Origin of the sequence: Pseudidiomarina aestuarii, assembly GCF_003987355.1 — a bacterium.
Classification (GTDB): domain Bacteria; phylum Pseudomonadota; class Gammaproteobacteria; order Enterobacterales; family Alteromonadaceae; genus Pseudidiomarina; species Pseudidiomarina aestuarii.
Genome location: NZ_PIPR01000001.1, coordinates 1,407,359 through 1,424,557, shown reverse-complemented (window position 1 = coordinate 1,424,557; position 17,199 = coordinate 1,407,359). Strand labels below are relative to the sequence as shown.

Below are 17,199 nucleotides of genomic sequence, written 5' to 3'. Positions count from 1 at the left end.
TTATGGAGAATAAAATGTCGGTTGCGGCAAACAAGCGGTCAGTGATGACCTTGTACGCAGGTAAAAATGACTTACGCAGTCATCAAGTTCGTATCGTGCTCGCAGAGAAGGGCGTTGGAGTCGAAATTACATTTGTCGACCCTGACAATCGTCCCGAAGATTTACTGCAGCTCAACCCATACGCAGATGCACTGCCGACGTTAGTTGACCGTGAGTTGGTGTTGTACAACGCCCACATCATCATGGAATATCTCGATGAGCGTTTTCCGCATCCGCCATTAATGCCGGTATACCCAGTGTCACGTGGCACCAGTCGGTTAATGATGTACCGTATTGACCGTGACTGGTATGAGCTTGCTGACAAAATTATGGCCGGTGGTAAAGGTGCTGATGCGGCTCGCCAAGAGCTTCGCGAAGGTATTTTGGCGCTGGCTCCAATTTTTGCGGACACGCCGTATTTTATGAGTGAAGAGTTCAGTTTAGTCGACTGCTACTTGGCACCATTATTGTGGCGTTTACCGATCTATGGCATCACCATTGATGGTACTGGCTCTAAAGCAGTTAAAGCGTACATGGTACGTGTATTTGAGCGCGAATCTTTCCAAGAATCACTCACTGAAATCGAGCGAGATTTGGGTCGATGAGTGAGCAAGCCATGAGCCCTCGTCGCCCGTATTTACTGCGGGCGATGTACGAGTGGCTAGTGGACAATCAATTGACTCCGCACTTAGTTGTGAACGCCAGTATTACTGGCTGCCAATTGCCGTGGGAATTCGTCAAGAACGGTCAAATTGTTCTGAACGTTTCGCCCACCGCGGTTGCACAATTGCAGATGCATAATGAGTTCGTTGAATTTAATGCCCGCTTTTCCGGCAAACCCCACCACGTCGTTGCCCCTATGGCAGCCGTGATGGCGCTGTATGCTCGTGAAAACGGTGCAGGCACCTTGTTTGAAGAAGAAGCGTACTATTCAGAAGAGCGTGATATGAGTCTCACCGATGACGAGCCTACTGCCACTGGCGCGCCACCAGCAGTTGAACCCGCAGCCGAAGCTTCCAACAAACCAAAGCGCAAAACCTCACACCTCAAAGTCGTTAAATAGCGACTGGTGTATTAGCGGATTTCGAAGGCGTCGATGACGCGCGTCACTCCGTTGATGTTACGCGCAATGTCGATAGCGGTTTGTGCTTCTGCACGACTCACGATCCCCATCAAAAACACTTCGCCATTCTCGGTGACGACTTTTACACGTGAACCTTCGACCTCTTTACTGGCAAGTAATTGTGCTTTGACTTTGCTAGTGATCCAGGTGTCTTTGGAAATGGTTTGTACACCAATCACGTCGGCAACTCGAATCTCATTGTGAACCCGAATCACACCGTCAATCGAACGGACCTTGTTGGCCGCGAGGTCACTTAGATTTCGATTCGCCACTTGTCCCATCAGTAAAATCGAGCGATTGAATGAGACGACTTGAATACGGGCATTATCAAGCTTGTCTTCGCGTTGCAGGGCGGTAATGGCTTTAACTTCGATGGCTTGGTCATCTACTTGCGCCCCGACCGTGCGGCTATCGCTCGCTGAAGCAATACCAACCGCAGTAGCGCCGACTAGTGCCGCTGCACAACCACTCAATGACAGGGTAAATACGACAACTAGAGTTGCTCGTTGTAAGGTCTTCATTCGTCTATCTCCTGCGGGAAAATATGTTGTTCAGCAAGATGGCAGAGCATATTCACGAGTTGCAAAATATGTTCGCTAACGCGCGCGGTGTTGCGTGATGGAATACGAATTTCAACATCATCAGGGCCAAGCAAACCTGCGACATCAGTATCGGCATCACTGGTGATTGCGATAATAAACAGATTTCGCGCAACGGCGGCTTCCATGGCTTTGCTAACGCGTGGTGCTTGGGCACCCGAGCTGAGTACGATGAGCAAATCCGCGGCTTGACCAGCAGCAAGAATTTGCTGGGCAAAAATGGCCTCGTGTTCTTTGGCGCCGAAGTCGGCATGCAATGCAGTCACGGGGAATGGTGGCCGCTCAAAGTTCAAACCAGTCAGCATCATGTGACCGAAATGCCTTGCGCTCGCGTGAGCCATATTCTCACCACAGCAATAGATGCGTCGTCCATTCAGTAGCGTATCGACAAGTAACTCGGCGGCACGCAGCAAGGGTTCCTGTAATTGATCAGCAGCGGCGATCTGCGTTTGAATAGCTTCGGTAAAAATACCTTTTACAGAGTCCTGCATCATGGAGTCCTTGTTTTTTCTGGGTATCAGTCAACGCTTAGAACGCGTCGACTAGCCAATGTAATTGGCTTGGATTGTCAACAATAGCCACAACATCAAAGCGCATATGAACACGGTGTTCATCGAGTTGTTGCGACATTAAAAAATACTGGGCTGCACGTCGTATACGTCGACATTGAGCAGCACTAATTTGTTCCACTACCGTTGCGAAATTTTCATCACTGCGGTGTTTGACTTCGACAAACACTAAGGTTTGTTCGTGCTGCATGATGAGGTCAATTTCACCGTGATCACAGCGGTAATTCTGTGCCACCAAACGTAGATCATGCGCTTCTAAATGGGCTATAGCTTGCGCTTCCCCTCGATTCCCGAAGCCTTTTTTGCCGTGGGTTTGAGGCTCGACCAAAACTAGTTAGCGGCTTCTGTATCGGCAACGACTCGATGACCATCATAGCGTGCCCACTGCAGTTCCCGGAGCACACGATTGGTGTCTAAGCGCAATGCGCCTGTGAGTCCATCGACCGTTAATCCGGGGAGCGCGGCTAGCCAGTATCCTTGCTGGGTCAGTAGAACGCTGTCATGACCAAAGGCTGCAAGACGTGCCAAGTTATGACCCCAGTGCTTGCGCAACTCAATCAATTGCTCAAGCTGCTGATGACGGGGATGCTCAGGGAGCAACCAAGGCGCATCGGTAAAATGAACGGCATCCAGGTCATTCTCGCTCAAGTCATTGCGTAAGGTGTGACTGCCAGAATTTGCGTAGACGGGAATCGGTTGCATAAATGGCGCTATGTTGACGTCAATAAACGGCTTCAACAAACGTGTTTGCTCGATGCCACCCACTAAATAAATAGCATCAATATCTGCGCGGCTGCGCGCCTGCGAGTCGACGATGATTTTGCCCGCAGCAATTTTGACTTGCCAAATACGTGCTTCGCTTTGCGTCACTCCTAACTGACTTTGCACCGTAGCCTTCATATCATCAGGTGTTTGGTAGGTGCCAAAGCTCAAGCTGCCGTTGTCCTGTAGCTGTTTCCAAGTATCGCTAAAAACTTGGCTGAGTGATTCACCCCGATTGGATTGCGGAAATAGCACCAAGGGCGATCGATGACCTAAGGCGTGAATGTGTTGTGCGGCTTGACGCACTTCGGTCTCTGTATCCAATGCATAAAATCGCTGCCGATCCAGAGACACCGTTAAATTACCGGCCGGCTCATTCAACGTTAACCACTGTAACTGCGACGGCAATGCGGTGGCATCCACTCGCGGAATGTTGTCCTTCAGCAGCGGGCCTATTAATACATCCGCTTGCTCCTGTTGCAGCAGCTCGGGAATTGTCGCGAAATCGAGACTTTGGGTATCAACAATAGTGATGGCGAGTTCCGGCCGTTGCGCCAATGCCATAATCATGCCGTCGCGAACTGCCTGTCCTTGCTCTGCAAATTGACCGGTTAGGGGCAGTAATACCAGTGCTTTTTGTGGCGAACGTTCACTCGCTTCTGCTAACAATTCTGCCGCCAAGTTGGTGGCAGGATGTTGCTCAAATTGCGCCAACCATCGTTGCCAAAGCGACTGACCAGCGCTAGGGTCTGCCGCAGCCTGATGCAGGGTGACTAACAATTGCTGCCAACCGCGAGTCAATTTCGTCGGCTCGACAAGAGCGAGCGTTTCCGGTTCACGCACATGTTGCAGCAATGACCATACCGCATCGACGTCATCGCTAGCGATGTCACCACGGTCTAACCGTTGCAACTGATAAACAGATGCTTGCTCCCAACGATCTTGTGCGAGCTGACTTCGAATGGCTAGTTGCAAAGCTTCGTCGCCGAAGTGGGTACTTACTCTTGGGGTAAGCAAAGGGCGAATAAATAAATCCACTTGCTGCCATTCACTCTCATGCGCCGCTTGCTGCGCCAACAGGTATTGACGCAAATGTAAGTGCGCTTGTGTTAGTTGACTATTACTGATGTGATTTTGCGATTGCGCTAAGACAGCAGCAGCATGCTGCCATTGACCGGCGCGTTGGAACTGTGCAGCCGCATTGAGTAGTGCCTCGTTGCGTGGGTCACCTTCGCTTTGTTGCGCTAGATCTAGCCATTCACGACTACTGCGTTGAGCACTGATGCCAACTTGTGGCGCAACGTCAGTTACAGTGGGTTGTTCTGGTGTCCGCGGGGAATCTGTCTGGCGCGGCCCAGATGCGCAGGCACTGAGGGTTAGCACAGTGATCACAACCAACAGCTTCTTTGCCGAGTAAATATTTGGCACAATAGCATCCAACTTATCGCTTGCCTGAATGGCCATACTATAAACGTACGCGTGACCTGACACAACGCGCAGTGCGGTCTTTACTAGGGGTTAACATGTCTATTTCGACTCACGGGACGCTCTTTATTGTGCCCACACCCATTGGTAACTTGAGCGATATGACCGAGCGTGCAATTCAAGTCTTACGCGATGTTGCTGCAATCGCGGCAGAAGATACTCGCCATAGCGGACAGCTATTACAGCACTTCGGCATTAAAGCGGAGTTGATTGCATTGCATGAGCACAATGAACGCAACAAGTCGCAGCTATTGATACAACGACTTCAAGCAGGCGAGTCATTGGCACTCATTAGTGACGCTGGGACGCCGCTCATCAGTGATCCGGGTTATGTCCTGGTGCAACAGTGTCGCGCCGCAAATATCCGCGTCAGTGCGCTGCCAGGAGCTTGTGCGATAACGACTGCATTATCGGCGGCGGGGCTGCCGACCGATCGTTTCACATTCGAGGGCTTTTTGCCGGCTAAACCACAACAGCGACGTGCCAAATTAAAAGAACTCGCGGGAGAAGTTCGCACTTTGGTGTTCTATGAGTCGCCACATCGCATCACGCATACGTTGGCGGATTTACGAACCGTGTTTGGTGACGACCGCCCTTTGGTCATGGCGCGCGAACTCACCAAGCAGTTTGAGACGTACTTACATGGCTCTATTGCCGCGGTCGAGGAGCAAGTATTAGCCGATAGCAATCAACAGCGTGGCGAAATCGTTCTGATGCTAGGTGGTGCCGAGCCCGCTGCTGCGGACGACTTAAATCCACAAGCATTAGCAACGTTGCAACTGCTACGCAAAGAGTTACCGCTTAAAAAGGCCGCGGCGCTTGCCGCAGAAATTCATGGCGTGCGCAAAAACGCGCTCTATCAACTGGCTTTAGAGGCCGATCAAGCGTAGAATCCGCCGCGGGAGTCAGCCAGACAATCGCTGCCTAGTGGGAAACTGCTAGGGGGAGGAAAGTCCGGGCTCCATAGGGCAGGGTGCCAGGTAACGCCTGGGCGGCGCAAGCCGACGACTAGTGCAACAGAGAGCAAACCGCCGATGGCCTGCGTAAGCAGGATCAGGTAAGGGTGAAAGGGTGCGGTAAGAGCGCACCGCGCGGCTGGTAACAGTTCGTGGCACGGTAAACTCCACCCGGAGCAAGGTCAAATAGGGGTTCATTGGCGCGGCCCGCGTTGAACCCGGGTAGACTGCTTGAACGCTAGGGTGACTTAGCGGCTAGACGAATGATTGTCCTCGACAGAACCCGGCTTACCGGCTGGCTCCCGACTTCTAACTTTTCTTCAGCTTGCCTTTAGTCTGGTTAAAGGTATGCGCCATTTTGAGAAACTCATCACGCGGCACTGCTTGTCCGTAGAAGAACCCTTGCTGGTAATGACAATCTTGTGCCCGTAAGAAATCGACTTGCGCTTCGGTCTCGACACCCTCTGCAATCACTTGCATGTTCAACGTGTGGGCAATGCGGATCAATACTTCGACGAGAGCGGTTTGCTGACCGTGATACGGCACATCTTGCAAGAAACTACGGTCAATCTTGATCACATCAATGGGATACGAACGCAGGTAGTTCAAGCTCGAGTAACCGGTACCAAAGTCATCGATAGCTAAATGCACGCCGGCGTCGCGCAATTTGCGCAAGTTCATAAACTGGCGTTCTTTATTGCGCATCAGCATCGATTCAGTAATTTCCATCATCAGCTTATCCGCCGGCATACCACTTTCTTTCAAAATTTTGAGCCAGTGATCAGCTGCCTCGCGGTCATTAAATTCTCGAGGTGAGCGGTTGATGGCAATGGTGACATCGAGGTTGTCATCGGCAAAGTATTTCCAATCTTTGACCACCTGCTGCATGACAAATTCGCCCAAGCCAATAATGGCACCGGTTTTCTCAGCAATCGGGATAAACTCCGCTGGCGATACCATACCTCGCTCAGGGTGCTCCCACCGAATGAGCGCTTCACAACGTGTCATTTTATGACTCGCCGTATCAATAACCGGCTGGTAGTAGACGCGGAACTGACCTTCTTCTAAGCCGCGAATGATCTGATGGTGTAACGCAATATGCTTCTCAGTGGTTTGCCGTAACTGCTCGTCAAAGAAGTAAACACTGAGCGAACCTGTAGTTTTGGCTGCGTACATCGCGAGTTCGGCATGTTTCACCAAGGTTTGTACGTCAGTGGCGTCGGTAGGGAACATCGCGATACCAACGCTGGCGGTCATGTTGATATGGTTATGTTCGATGTCGAGTGTGTTCAACAAATCACTCATGATCACTTTGGCTCGTGCTTCGGCTTGTGAGGCATCCTCCAAATCACGCAATGCAATCGCAAATTCATCACCACCGATCCGTGCCAATAGGTCATCAGCGCGAATACTTTGCCGAATTCGACTAGCGACGTTCTTCAACAATTCATCACCAATGTCATGACCCAGAGCGTCATTGATCTCGCGTAAATGGTCGAGATCGAGTAATAACACCGCAAATTGTTGTTCGTGCCGAATCGAGGTACGAATCACACGATCCAGCTGCTGCTGGAAGTAATTACGGTTCGGCAGTTCCGTTAGTGGATCGAAACGTGCTTGAAAGGCGATGGTGCGAATAGCACGACGTAACCGTTGTTGGGTAATCATCAACACCATAAAGGACGAGATGATAAAAGCGGTGAGCGCAATACCGATGGACCAATGCAGGAAGAAGGAATAAGGCTCCTCGACCCAGACTCCTTTGCGTGGGTAAGCGGCCAATTCCCACATGCCTCGCGGTATGCGAACATCGGTAACCATGGCATCTTTATTAAAAATTAGATTAGGGCCTGCGAATGCGGACGCAACATTGTCGGCGTCCTCCATTTTGTGGCGCAACGCAAATACATACTCGGGATGCTGACTAAACTCGACGCCGTCCAATAAATGTTGTGGATTGATGACTAATGACGTCACCCCCCAAAGTTCGCCTTGTTCATCAAATACTGGCATGCGAGCCACAAACGCTTCGCGACCCTGCACCAATTGAATAGGGCCGACCATGGTTATGTCTTGCGCGGCAATGGTGCGCAGAATGTCACCGTACTGTGATGCTGATGTTCGATAATTGAAACCCAGAGCCGACTGGTTACCAGCCAGTGGGTAAACGAAACGAATCACTAAGTCTGGAGCGAGAGCAAGATGCTCGATATCGAGGTCGGTCGAGAGGAATTCGTCCATCAGTCGCTGCAGTCGCAACCGATCTGGAGTGTCTTGCCAGAGAATTTCCGGGCGCAGTGCGCGCAGCACGAGCGTATTAGCGAGAATGCGTTGTTCGAGACGACCGCGCATCGCAGTGAGCTGTTCAACTGCGCGTCGCTTTTCAATTTCAAGTTGCTGTTGGCGCTCGCTATCAACCACTAAGTAGACGGCATACAGAAGGGCCGAAGTAATGAATAACAAGACCACAGCATAACGCACGATGCGCCACTTGGAGCGTTCGCTGCTGCTCCCATCTTGTTGTTCAGTAGTCGCTTGACTCACGACACTACTCTTTAGTTGTCTGCTCATGGTGAAGGACGTTTATTGTTATTCTTATAATGAGTGGACGCGACCTTTACGCATCATCCTGTAGATACAACTTCTCGTCAAGTGCTCAAACGTGCGTCTTTATGGTCAACAAATTGCGCCGCTACACATCGCAAACACCACTTTTTTTCTTGACAGTAGGAAAGATCGACACCTAGACTGTCACCTTGTGGGGATTTGTGGGTAAAAGTGGATCAATTATCATGTTTCGTGGTGCAGCATCATTAAGTCTAGATGAGAAGGGGCGTCTTGCGATACCAGCAAAGTATCGTAAAAGCCTCCTATTAGACTGTGATGGCCAAATGGTTTGCACCATTGATATCAAGCAACCTTGTTTATTGCTGTATCCGTTGCCCGAGTGGCAACTGATTGAACAAAAGCTCACCACCTTATCTAGCATGAACCCCGCAGAGCGTCGTCTCCAGCGGTTATTGCTGGGTCATGCTGAAGATTGCCAGATGGACAAAGCGGGACGCATTTTAATAGCGCCTACGCTACGCCAACACGCGGACTTAAGTAAAAAGATCATGATTGTTGGTCAATTGAACAAGTTCGAACTCTGGTCAGACGCAGCATGGCAAACTCAAGTTGCAGCCGATATGGCCGCAGAACAACAAGACGATTTGGCACTCAGTGAACGACTACAAGACTTCTCATTATAATGACAAAAGCGCCGCAACATGTCTCGGTGCTGTTACAGGAGTCGATTGAGGCTCTTGCGATCAGACCAGACGGACTGTATCTCGATGCTACCTTCGGAAGAGGGGGGCATTCACGGGCGATTTTGTCTCAATTAAATGACCAAGGCCACCTTTATGCACTGGATCGCGACCCCACCGCGATAGCAGCTGCAGCGGAATTGGTTGACGATCCACGCTTTACCATCATCCACACTCCTTTCTCACAACTTGCCGAAGTTGTCGAAACGCACCAGCTTCAGGGGCGCTTGGACGGCATTTTATTCGATCTTGGCGTTTCATCCCCACAGCTTGATGACGCTGAGCGCGGTTTTAGTTTCATGCGTGAAGGCCCACTCGATATGCGCATGGATACCAGCACCGGCCCCACCGCTGCTGATTTTGTGAATACGGCAACTGCCGATGAGATCGCTTTTGTTTTGCGTGAATATGGCGAAGAGCGCTTTGCCTGGCGCATTGCTCAAGCCATTGTGAAGCAACGCGAGGAGCAGCCGTTTACGACTACCAAACAATTGGCGCAACTGATCGACCAAGCGGTGCCATTTAAAGATAAGCACAAGCATCCGGCTACGCGCAGTTTTCAAGCCATCCGCATTCACGTGAACGGAGAGCTGACAGAAATTGAAGCGGGCTTAGCCGCAGCTATTCCAGCATTAAAAGAAGGCGGTCGGTTGGCCGTGATAAGCTTTCACTCACTCGAAGATCGCCTCAGCAAACGTTTCATGCGTGCGCAAAGTCAGGGACGTCCAATCCCCGCTGGCTTGCCCGTGCGTGACGATGAGTTTGACCGCGGGCGGACACTGCGGTTGGTGGGTAAGGCAATCAAGCCCAGTGCTGCAGAAATTAGTGCCAATCCAAGGGCTCGTAGTTCAGTCCTGCGTATCGCGGCGAGGTTAGCTTATGACGACTAGTCGCGTACCTGGCCTTATCAGTGTGTTAGTGGATGATTTACGCCAGCAATTTGTGCTGGTTTTGCTGTTTTTATTAGTCATCGTCTCAGCATTGGCAGTGATCTACGTGTCCCATGCCCATCGACAGCTCACCATTGAGCGCGATGACCTGTTGTCGGCGCGTGATCAACTCGATATCGAATGGCGTCATTTACAAATTGAAGAGACGGCGTTGACCGAGCATAGTCGCGTCGAGCGGATTGCAGAGCAGCGCCTCGACATGGTGCGTCCTGAAGGCGAACAGGAGGTGCTGGTTCCATGGCAATAAAATCTCCTCGCCCTAGTTTAAACAAACGGTTGAAGAAAATTCAGCCGCACTTGGCGCATGGTCGCTTCTACTTTGCGCTCGGTATGCTGTTCTTGGTCTTCACATCGTTGGTTGCTCGTGCAGCTTATATTCAGGTCATTGAACCTGAGCGACTGATTTTTGAAGGCGATCGCCGTTCACTGCGAGCCGATACGACCATGGTGCAGCGCGGCACTATTGTTGATCGTAATGGGCGCGAGTTGGCGGTCAGTGTGCCGGTGCAGACGGTTTGGGCCGATCCGAAACAAGTTCATGACGGTGATGGTCTCGCAGACCGTGAACGTTGGTTGGCACTCGCAGAAGTCTTCCGTGTTGATGTGAATGACCTCATCAGCAAAGTCGAAGATCCAACGCGTCGGTTTGTTTACCTAGAACGCAAAGTGACCCCTGGGGTGGCTGATTTTGTGAAGCAGTTGCGCATTCCCGGTGTGCATTTGAAAACTGAATCACGACGCTTTTACCCCGTTGGTGAAATCGCTGCCCATGTGGTGGGCTTCACCGATATCGATGGCCGCGGTATCGAAGGCCTTGAAGCTATTTATGATCAAGTACTCACGGGTATTCCCGGTGAGCGTGTTTATCGCAAGGATGCGCAAGGACGGGTTGTTGAAGAGATTCGCGTCACCGCTGCTCAAGAACCACAACAACTCACACTGAGTATTGACCAACGTTTGCAATCACTCGCTTATTCCGAACTGAAAAAAGCCGTGCGCTATCACCAGGCAACGTCCGGATCGGCTGTGATTGTCGACGTCAAAACAGGTGAAGTACTCGCGATGGTCAATAGCCCGTCCTTTAACCCTAACAATCGCAACGATATGCAACCGCACAAGCTGCGTAATCGGGCGATTACCGACTCTTACGAACCTGGCTCAACCATGAAGCCTCTGGCTGTATTGGCCGGTCTCGAAGCCGGGGTAATTCGCAAAGATGACATCATTGATACCCATCCGGGCTGGATGCGCTTGGGTGGTCGACGAGTCAGCGATCCGAGAAATCGTGGTGAACTGACCGTAAGCGAAGTCTTAGAAAACTCCAGTAACATGGGGTCGGCCCGTATCGCGTTGGAGGCGGGCATTGACAATATGATGGCTACTTACGCGGCGTTAGGTCTTGGTAATGATACCGGTGTAGCGATGTTGGGCGAGAGCTTCGGCATTTTGCAAAATCGGCGCCGCTGGTCTGACTTTGAAGTGGCGACTTTGTCCTTTGGCTATGGGTTATCGGTAACCACCCTGCAACTAGCCCAAGCTTACGCGATTATTGGTAACGGTGGCGTTAAACGCCCGCTCAGTATTCAACGTCGTGAGGGTATTCCTGAAGGTGAGCAAGTCATCAGTCGGGAGAACGCCGATGCGGTGCTGAGTATGCTTGAAAATGTAGTCATGAAGGGCTCAGCAAAAGAGGCCCGAGTACGCGGCTACCGCGTTGCTGGTAAAACCGGTACCTCACGCAAAGCAGTCGCGGGTGGTTATGGTGATGAATACGTCACACTATTTGCCGGCATCGCACCCGTCAGCGACCCACGTATTGCAGTGGTCGTGACCGTAAACGAACCGAGCGGCGATGAATATTACGGTGGCGATGTATCGGCACCGGTCTTTGCAGAAATTGTCGGAGATGCACTGCGCATCATGAATATCGCACCGGATAACCTCGAAGATACTCAGCCACGCGTGGCTGGCTTTGCTGGTTCCGTAGCGACTGGTGGAGGTGCCGATGATTAAGCTCAGTCATTTATTACCTAACTATCCGTTACCGCTACCCGAGGTTCCGGTTACTGGCTTGAAGTTAGACAGCCGCCAAGTAGCGGGTGGTGATGTGTTTGTCGCGGTCCCAGGCTATCAAAGTGATGGCCGTCAGTTTATCGATGCTGCGTTAGATGCAGGTGCCATTGCGGTGTTGGCTGAATCAGACAGCTACGGGATTGAGCAACGTGGCAGTGCCATCGTGATCGAGGTACCACAACTGAAAAATGAGTTGTCCTTTATTGCTGCTCGGTTCTATCAGCAGCCCGCGCAGCAGATGCGAGTCATCGGTGTGACCGGCACGAACGGGAAAACCTCGGTGACCTATATTGTGGCGCAGTTGCTCGAGGCACTCGGTGAAAAATCGGGTGTTATCGGTACTACCGGCAGTGGTTTCCCTGGTCGTTTGGTCCCGGAAACCCATACCACACCAGACGCGATTGCGGTCCAACAGCGCCTGTCGGCTCTGCGTGCTGAAGGAGCAGTGAATGTTGCGATGGAAGTCTCATCCCATGCGTTGGTGCAGCGCCGCGTAGACGCCATCTCATTTGCCGCCGGCATCGCGACTAATATCAGTCGCGACCATTTAGATTATCACGGCACTATGGCGAATTACGCTGGCGCGAAACGTCGCTTATTTACCGAGTTAGACACCCAAGTGAGTGTATTGAATGCCGACGACAGCGCGGTTGCAGCATGGTTACCTGACCGTACTGATAGCTGGCGCTTTGCAACGACACCACAAAATACCAAGCGCAGCGTCTGGGCAACGGATATTCATTACACCACCACGGGAACCACGTTTAAGGCGCATATTCGCGTAACGGATGAGGTTCAAGAGTTTGCGGTGAGCAGCCCACTATTAGGTGGCTTTAACGTGTTTAACGTACTTGCAGCAATGACCACGTTATGTGCGCTGAAATATTCGTTTGCTCAAGTTGCACAAGCTGTTGCTGAGTTACAACCTATTCCCGGGCGGATGGAATCATTTACCGCCCCCCAACGGCCGTTAGTGATTGTTGATTACGCTCACACACCTGATGCGCTCCAGCAAGTATTGCAGAACCTACGTCGGCATTGTGAAGGCAAATTATGGTGCGTGTTTGGCTGCGGCGGTGATCGTGACCGCGGTAAGCGTCCGCAAATGGGGCAAGTGGCTGCGCAATATGCCGATCAAGTGGTGGTGACGGATGACAACCCGCGCACTGAACCGCCTGAACAAATCGTTCACGACATTATGACGGGCATTCATCAGCGCCAGCATGTGCAGGTTCAGCATGGACGTCGTGACGCTGTAGCTGCTGCTATAGCTGCTGCAGCGCCGCAGGACATTGTCTTGCTGGCTGGGAAAGGTCACGAGGATTATCAAATTATTGGCCGCGAGCGAGTCGACTATAACGAACGCGCGTGGGTTGCTGAGCAGATGCAACAATCAGTCGAGGTGCGCTCATGATAACAGTGAGTTTACAGTGGATAGCTGCCGCCGTAGATGGCGAGTTACAGGGCGAGCATTGCACGATTAATAAAGTGAGCACGGATACCCGCTCACTGCCGCCAGGCTGTTTATTTATTGCCCTGAAAGGGCCGCATTTTGATGCCCACGATTTCATTTCTGATGCTATTGATCAAGGCGCTACAGCTATTATGGTTGAACGCCCAATAGACATGGATACGCGCCGTGGTGTCGCACAAATAATCGTCCCGAACACTCGGCATGCACTGGGGCAACTCGGCGCAGCAGTGAAAGCACAAGTAGCGCCAAAAACTATCGCGATTACCGGTAGTAGCGGTAAAACCAGCGTCAAAGAGATGTTAGCGGCCATTCTGCAAACCCGCGGCGATGTGCTGGCCACACGTGGCAACTTTAACAATGACATCGGTTGCCCACTGACGTTGCTACGACTCGAGCCGCAACATGAATTCGCGGTGATTGAATTAGGCGCAAATCATCCGGGTGAGATTGCTTACACGACGCGCTTGACTATGCCCGATGTCGCTATCATCAATAATGTCGCGCCGGCGCATGTGGAAGGCTTTGGATCGGTGCATGGTGTGTTTCGTGCCAAAACCGAGATCTTCCGCGGTTTAGGGCCTGCAGGAATTGCGTTGACGCCAGCCCACTCCGAGTTTGCCGAATGCTGGCAGCAAGAGCTTGCAGAGCGCACACATTTCACGTTTGGCCGACAGTCGGATGATGTGCAACCGCACATCGCAGCAACGGATGTCGAATTGAATGATCAAGGTTGCGCCAGTTTCACGGCGCATATTCCGGCAGGACTATCGACACTGGAACCGACCGCACAAACCGCTCGAGTGCAGCTGTCATTGCCAGGTTTACACAACGTTGACAATGCTTTAGTAGCCATTGCGGCTGCGCTTGCGGTAGGTTGTGCGCTGGCTGATGCAGCCTCAGCTCTCAACCAATTAACGCCAGTCAGCGGGCGCCTCAATGTGATGACCTTAACACCACAATTGCGCCTTATTGACGACACCTACAATGCCAATGTTGGCTCCGTCAAAGCAGCTCTCGATACGCTTGCTGCGTACCCGGGCTTTCGCTTGATGATTCTGGGTGATATGGGCGAGTTGGGTGCACAAGCCAGACAATACCATGAGGAAGTCGGTGCCTATGCCATTCAAGCGGGCATCGACAATTTATTTACGCTCGGGGTGCTAAGTCAAAGCGCGAGCGAAGTTTTCAATGGTCGCGGTGGACGTCACTTCTCACAGTTCGATGCGCTCATTGAAGGTGTAATTGAAGCCGTACAACAAGCCAAAGCGCCAATGACGATTCTTGCCAAAGGGTCACGCAGTGCGCACATGGAACGTGTCATCGAAGCTTTAACAACGCGCCAGAACGAACTGCAACCCGGCTACACCGAAAAAGGAAAACACGCATGTTAGTGTGGTTGGCGGAGTACTTAACCCAGTACGCGACATTCTTTAACGTCTTTTCGTATTTGACGATGCGCGCCATTTTGAGCGTGTTGACTGCATTATTGATTGCGTTATGGATGGGCCCTGGGTTGATTCGCTGGTTACAGCGCCTGCAAATAGGCCAATCGGTTCGCGATGACGGACCTCAGTCGCATTTAAGCAAAGCGGGCACACCCACTATGGGTGGTGTGCTCATCATTGCCGCAATCGTGATCTCGACATTGCTCTGGGCGGACCTATCCAATCGCTACGTCCAAGTGTTGCTTGGTGTTGTTCTGGGCTTTGGTCTGGTGGGCTTTATTGATGATTACCGCAAAGTCGTGCAAAAGAACTCGAAAGGCCTACCCGCGCGCTGGAAATATTTCTGGCAGTCGGTCATCGCCACCGCAGCAGCAGTGTTTTTATATGCCAACGCCACCGTGGGTGCAGAGACCCAACTGCTCGTACCCTTTTTCAAAGATATCATGCCGCAATTAGGCTTGATGTACATTGTATTGGCTTACTTTGTGGTGGTAGGAACCAGCAATGCGGTCAACTTGACCGACGGTCTCGATGGTCTTGCAATCGTTCCGACCATTATGGTTGCAGCGGCACTTGGAATCTTCGCTTATGCCGCCGGTAACGTTAACTTTGCCGCCTATCTCAATATTCCTCATTTACCGCTCGCCGGTGAATTGATTATCGTCTGCACAGCCATATGCGGCGCCGGACTCGGTTTTCTCTGGTTCAACACTTATCCAGCGTTAGTGTTCATGGGTGATGTTGGCTCTCTCGCGCTCGGTGCGGCACTGGGCATGATTGCTGTGTTGGTTCGTCAAGAATTCGTTTTGTTCATCATGGGCGGTGTGTTCGTGATGGAGACAGTATCGGTGATGCTGCAGGTCGGCTCTTACAAACTACGCGGGAAACGCGTATTTCGGATGGCCCCCATTCATCATCACTATGAGTTAAAAGGTTGGCCAGAGCCGCGCGTGATTGTGCGGTTTTGGATCTTGTCGTTGGTCTTTGTCCTGATTGGACTTGCTACATTGAAACTGAGATAAGGCACCACGCAAATTATGACTGTTCTGCTCAATAAATCGCTAACACAGTATGACACCATTGGTGTGGTCGGAATCGGCCAGACCGGGCTGTCTGTGGTGCGTTATTTATTGGCACAAGGTGTCGAGCCAGTGGTATTCGATACCCGTGAGCAACCCTCTAATTTAGCGGCGTTGACTGAACTGCATGATGGTCTCGAGGTGCATTTAGGCGCTTTAGATCCAGCGTTATTGCTCCAGATGGATGTCTTGGTCGTCAGCCCCGGTGTCGATTTGCGTTTGCCAGAATTGCAGTTGGCGGCCGATGCTGAGATCCCTCTGATTGGTGATATTGATATTTTTGCGCGCCTTGCCACCAAGCCGGTAATCGGCATTACCGGTTCCAATGGTAAGTCAACTGTGACTCGATTAACCGCAGCATTACTGGAAGCCGCCGGCAAGCGTGTGGCCGTAGCAGGAAATATTGGTGTGCCAGTACTCGATGTAGTGGTGAATGATGCTGACTATGACGTGTATGTACTGGAACTTTCGAGCTTTCAGCTCGAGCTGATGGCAAATCTTAGCTTAGCAGCGGCTACCGTGCTGAATGTTTCGGACGATCATATGGATCGGTATTACACCCGCCGCGATTATGCAGATGCCAAGCAACGGATTTATCAAAATGCCCGTTGCGCCGTTTGGAATCGTGAGCAACAGGTCACCGAACCCATGTCCATGGCACCGCGTCAGCATTTCACATTCGGCCTGGATGCAAGCGAGGCTGAGCGCCCACATCTATTCGGAATTGGCGTTGATGGCGGTGAGGCTAGCATTGAATTTAAAGGTCACGCGCTCGCCAAAGCCGCGGAGTTGCAATTAGCGGGGATGCACAACCTAATGAACGTGCAAGCCGCATTGGCTTTGGCATACGCCGTTGGAGTAGAACCGCAACAGGTGATCGCAGCTGTGAAATCATTCAAAGGGCTGCCGCATCGCTGCGAAACCGTATTGGAGCAAGGCGGTGTCGTGTGGATCAATGATTCGAAGGCGACCAACATCGGGGCTGCTGAAGCGGCTATTTTTGGCGTGCGGCGTTTGGTTTCAGGCAAGCTGATTCTGCTTGCCGGCGGCGATGCAAAAGGCGCTGATTTTAAAGCATTTCGTAAGGCGCTTGACCAAGTAGATGTGCTTATCACCTTTGGTCGTGATGCCGATCGGGTCAGCCAGAATTTTGCCCAAGAGCGCCCGCATGTGCGCGTCAAAGATCTACCCGAAGCGGTCAGTGTTGCTGCGCAGCGAGCTACGCCAGGATCCATGGTGTTGTTATCGCCGGCTTGCGCAAGCCTCGATATGTTCCGCAATTATGAAGACCGTGGTGAGCAATTCCGGCAAGCAGTGGAGGCTTATTATGACTAAGT

At 51.7% G+C, this 17,199-nt stretch carries 16 protein-coding genes and 1 other RNA gene; 12 read left to right on the top strand and 5 right to left on the bottom strand.

Annotated features, from left to right (window positions below):
- Nucleotides 1–14 precede the first annotated feature (14 nt).
- Together sspA and CWE22_RS06445 are read left to right on the top strand one after the other, a co-directional pair.
- Nucleotides 15–644 carry a stringent starvation protein SspA gene (gene sspA, locus CWE22_RS06450; protein ID WP_169930520.1) on the top strand — a complete coding sequence of 210 codons (630 nt, stop codon included), beginning with the start codon at nt 15–17 and terminating at the stop codon, nt 642–644.
- 11 nt (nt 645–655) lie between these two features.
- Entirely contained in the window at nt 656–1,102 is a 447-nt protein-coding gene (locus CWE22_RS06445) for a ClpXP protease specificity-enhancing factor (protein WP_169930519.1), read from the top strand.
- Nucleotides 1,103–1,113: 11 nt separating this feature from the next.
- Here the strand turns inward: CWE22_RS06445 and dolP are convergent, their stop codons facing one another.
- From dolP to CWE22_RS06425, 4 genes are read right to left on the bottom strand one after another with little or no spacing between them, the layout of a single operon-like run.
- A complete protein-coding gene (gene dolP / locus CWE22_RS06440) occupies nt 1,114–1,683 on the bottom strand; it encodes a division/outer membrane stress-associated lipid-binding lipoprotein (RefSeq protein WP_169930518.1) in 570 nt (189 codons plus the stop codon).
- Complete coding sequence (locus tag CWE22_RS06435) at nt 1,680–2,255, bottom strand: SIS domain-containing protein (protein ID WP_169930517.1); 576 nt, start codon at nt 2,253–2,255, stop codon at nt 1,680–1,682. Before CWE22_RS06435 ends, dolP begins: the two co-directional genes overlap by 4 nt.
- A gap of 34 nt (nt 2,256–2,289) precedes the next feature.
- Nucleotides 2,290–2,658 carry a YraN family protein gene (locus CWE22_RS06430; protein ID WP_169930516.1) on the bottom strand — a complete coding sequence of 123 codons (369 nt, stop codon included), beginning with the start codon at nt 2,656–2,658 and terminating at the stop codon, nt 2,290–2,292.
- Nucleotides 2,659–2,660: 2 nt separating this feature from the next.
- A complete protein-coding gene (locus tag CWE22_RS06425; protein ID WP_169930515.1) occupies nt 2,661–4,556 on the bottom strand; it encodes a penicillin-binding protein activator in 1,896 nt (631 codons plus the stop codon).
- Between the two features lie 59 nt (nt 4,557–4,615).
- Here CWE22_RS06425 and rsmI point away from each other — a divergent pair, with 59 nt between their 5' ends.
- Both rsmI and rnpB read left to right on the top strand, forming a co-directional pair.
- On the top strand, nt 4,616–5,467 hold the full coding sequence (gene rsmI, locus CWE22_RS06420) for a 16S rRNA (cytidine(1402)-2'-O)-methyltransferase (RefSeq protein ID WP_169930514.1): 852 nt from the start codon (nt 4,616–4,618) through the stop codon (nt 5,465–5,467).
- 11 nt (nt 5,468–5,478) lie between these two features.
- Nucleotides 5,479–5,840: RNase P RNA component class A (rnpB, locus tag CWE22_RS06415), an RNA gene on the top strand.
- A 2-nt stretch (nt 5,841–5,842) separates the two neighbouring features.
- Here the strand turns inward: rnpB and CWE22_RS06410 are convergent.
- Nucleotides 5,843–8,077, bottom strand: coding sequence for a putative bifunctional diguanylate cyclase/phosphodiesterase (locus CWE22_RS06410; protein ID WP_169930513.1), 2,235 nt, complete (start codon nt 8,075–8,077; stop codon nt 5,843–5,845).
- A 248-nt stretch (nt 8,078–8,325) separates the two neighbouring features.
- On the opposite strand from CWE22_RS06410, the gene mraZ reads away from it, so the two are divergent.
- The 8 genes from mraZ to murD are packed head-to-tail and all read left to right on the top strand — an operon-like array spanning nt 8,326 to nt 17,197.
- A complete protein-coding gene (gene mraZ, locus CWE22_RS06405; RefSeq protein WP_169930512.1) occupies nt 8,326–8,784 on the top strand; it encodes a division/cell wall cluster transcriptional repressor MraZ in 459 nt (152 codons plus the stop codon).
- A complete protein-coding gene (gene rsmH, locus CWE22_RS06400) occupies nt 8,781–9,731 on the top strand; it encodes a 16S rRNA (cytosine(1402)-N(4))-methyltransferase RsmH (protein ID WP_169931048.1) in 951 nt (316 codons plus the stop codon). Before mraZ ends, rsmH begins: the two co-directional genes overlap by 4 nt.
- Complete coding sequence (gene ftsL, locus CWE22_RS06395) at nt 9,721–10,038, top strand: cell division protein FtsL (RefSeq protein ID WP_169930511.1); 318 nt, start codon at nt 9,721–9,723, stop codon at nt 10,036–10,038. Before rsmH ends, ftsL begins: the two co-directional genes overlap by 11 nt.
- Complete coding sequence (locus tag CWE22_RS06390) at nt 10,029–11,804, top strand: peptidoglycan D,D-transpeptidase FtsI family protein (protein ID WP_169930510.1); 1,776 nt, start codon at nt 10,029–10,031, stop codon at nt 11,802–11,804. The genes ftsL and CWE22_RS06390 overlap by 10 nt, the downstream gene beginning before the upstream one ends.
- Complete coding sequence (murE, locus tag CWE22_RS06385) at nt 11,797–13,278, top strand: UDP-N-acetylmuramoyl-L-alanyl-D-glutamate--2,6-diaminopimelate ligase (RefSeq protein WP_169930509.1); 1,482 nt, start codon at nt 11,797–11,799, stop codon at nt 13,276–13,278. Before CWE22_RS06390 ends, murE begins: the two co-directional genes overlap by 8 nt.
- Nucleotides 13,275–14,729: a UDP-N-acetylmuramoyl-tripeptide--D-alanyl-D-alanine ligase gene (locus CWE22_RS06380; RefSeq protein WP_169930508.1), complete on the top strand. Its 1,455-nt coding sequence runs from the start codon at nt 13,275–13,277 to the stop codon at nt 14,727–14,729. Before murE ends, CWE22_RS06380 begins: the two co-directional genes overlap by 4 nt.
- The gene (gene mraY, locus CWE22_RS06375; RefSeq protein WP_169930507.1) at nt 14,723–15,805 is read left to right on the top strand and encodes a phospho-N-acetylmuramoyl-pentapeptide-transferase; all 1,083 of its coding nucleotides are present in this window, start codon (nt 14,723–14,725) and stop codon (nt 15,803–15,805) included. The genes CWE22_RS06380 and mraY overlap by 7 nt, the downstream gene beginning before the upstream one ends.
- Nucleotides 15,806–15,820: 15 nt before the next feature.
- Complete coding sequence (gene murD / locus CWE22_RS06370) at nt 15,821–17,197, top strand: UDP-N-acetylmuramoyl-L-alanine--D-glutamate ligase (protein ID WP_169930506.1); 1,377 nt, start codon at nt 15,821–15,823, stop codon at nt 17,195–17,197.
- Nucleotides 17,198–17,199 lie beyond the last annotated feature (2 nt).

Coding starts and splice junctions, on each gene's coding strand:
- sspA (WP_169930520.1), top strand. CDS start 15: ATGTCGGTTGCGGCAAACAAGCGGTCAGTGATGACCTTGTACGCAGGT.
- CWE22_RS06445 (WP_169930519.1), top strand. CDS start 656: ATGAGCCCTCGTCGCCCGTATTTACTGCGGGCGATGTACGAGTGGCTA.
- dolP (WP_169930518.1), bottom strand. CDS start 1,683: ATGAAGACCTTACAACGAGCAACTCTAGTTGTCGTATTTACCCTGTCA.
- CWE22_RS06435 (WP_169930517.1), bottom strand. CDS start 2,255: ATGATGCAGGACTCTGTAAAAGGTATTTTTACCGAAGCTATTCAAACG.
- CWE22_RS06425 (WP_169930515.1), bottom strand. CDS start 4,556: ATGGCCATTCAGGCAAGCGATAAGTTGGATGCTATTGTGCCAAATATT.
- rsmI (WP_169930514.1), top strand. CDS start 4,616: ATGTCTATTTCGACTCACGGGACGCTCTTTATTGTGCCCACACCCATT.
- mraZ (WP_169930512.1), top strand. CDS start 8,326: ATGTTTCGTGGTGCAGCATCATTAAGTCTAGATGAGAAGGGGCGTCTT.
- ftsL (WP_169930511.1), top strand. CDS start 9,721: ATGACGACTAGTCGCGTACCTGGCCTTATCAGTGTGTTAGTGGATGAT.
- CWE22_RS06390 (WP_169930510.1), top strand. CDS start 10,029: ATGGCAATAAAATCTCCTCGCCCTAGTTTAAACAAACGGTTGAAGAAA.
- murE (WP_169930509.1), top strand. CDS start 11,797: ATGATTAAGCTCAGTCATTTATTACCTAACTATCCGTTACCGCTACCC.
- CWE22_RS06380 (WP_169930508.1), top strand. CDS start 13,275: ATGATAACAGTGAGTTTACAGTGGATAGCTGCCGCCGTAGATGGCGAG.
- mraY (WP_169930507.1), top strand. CDS start 14,723: ATGTTAGTGTGGTTGGCGGAGTACTTAACCCAGTACGCGACATTCTTT.
- murD (WP_169930506.1), top strand. CDS start 15,821: ATGACTGTTCTGCTCAATAAATCGCTAACACAGTATGACACCATTGGT.